Here is a 278-nt window from a genome sequence, read left to right as displayed (position 1 = left end):
CCAGTAGACACAAACGAAAAAGCTGATGGCAACCCAGACAAAGGAATTGTAAAAGGTCATTCAGATGAGCCAAATGCTCCAGTGGTAGTTACTAAAGATGGTAAAACAATTGGTACTGGCACAACTGATGATAAAGGAAATTTCGAAGTTACAACTGATCCAATCAAACCAGGTGATAAAGTAACAGTAGAAGTAACTGATAAAGCTGGCAACACAGGTAAAGGTGATGGCACAGCTGGTAATACAGTTTACACAGATACAACTCCTCCAACAGTTGA

The 278-nt window shown here is 39.9% G+C and carries 1 protein-coding gene; it reads left to right on the top strand.

Annotated features, from left to right (window positions below):
* A partial coding sequence (locus B9N65_RS11140) for an Ig-like domain-containing protein (protein WP_219336889.1) occupies nucleotides 1-278 on the top strand: 278 nt, incomplete at both ends.

The sequence above is a fragment of the Campylobacter concisus genome (assembly GCF_002165815.1).
In the GTDB taxonomy this organism is placed as follows: domain Bacteria; phylum Campylobacterota; class Campylobacteria; order Campylobacterales; family Campylobacteraceae; genus Campylobacter_A; species Campylobacter_A concisus_BH.
The sequence above is the reverse complement of the archived record's forward strand: the minus strand, read 5'-3'. Positions and strand labels throughout refer to the sequence as shown.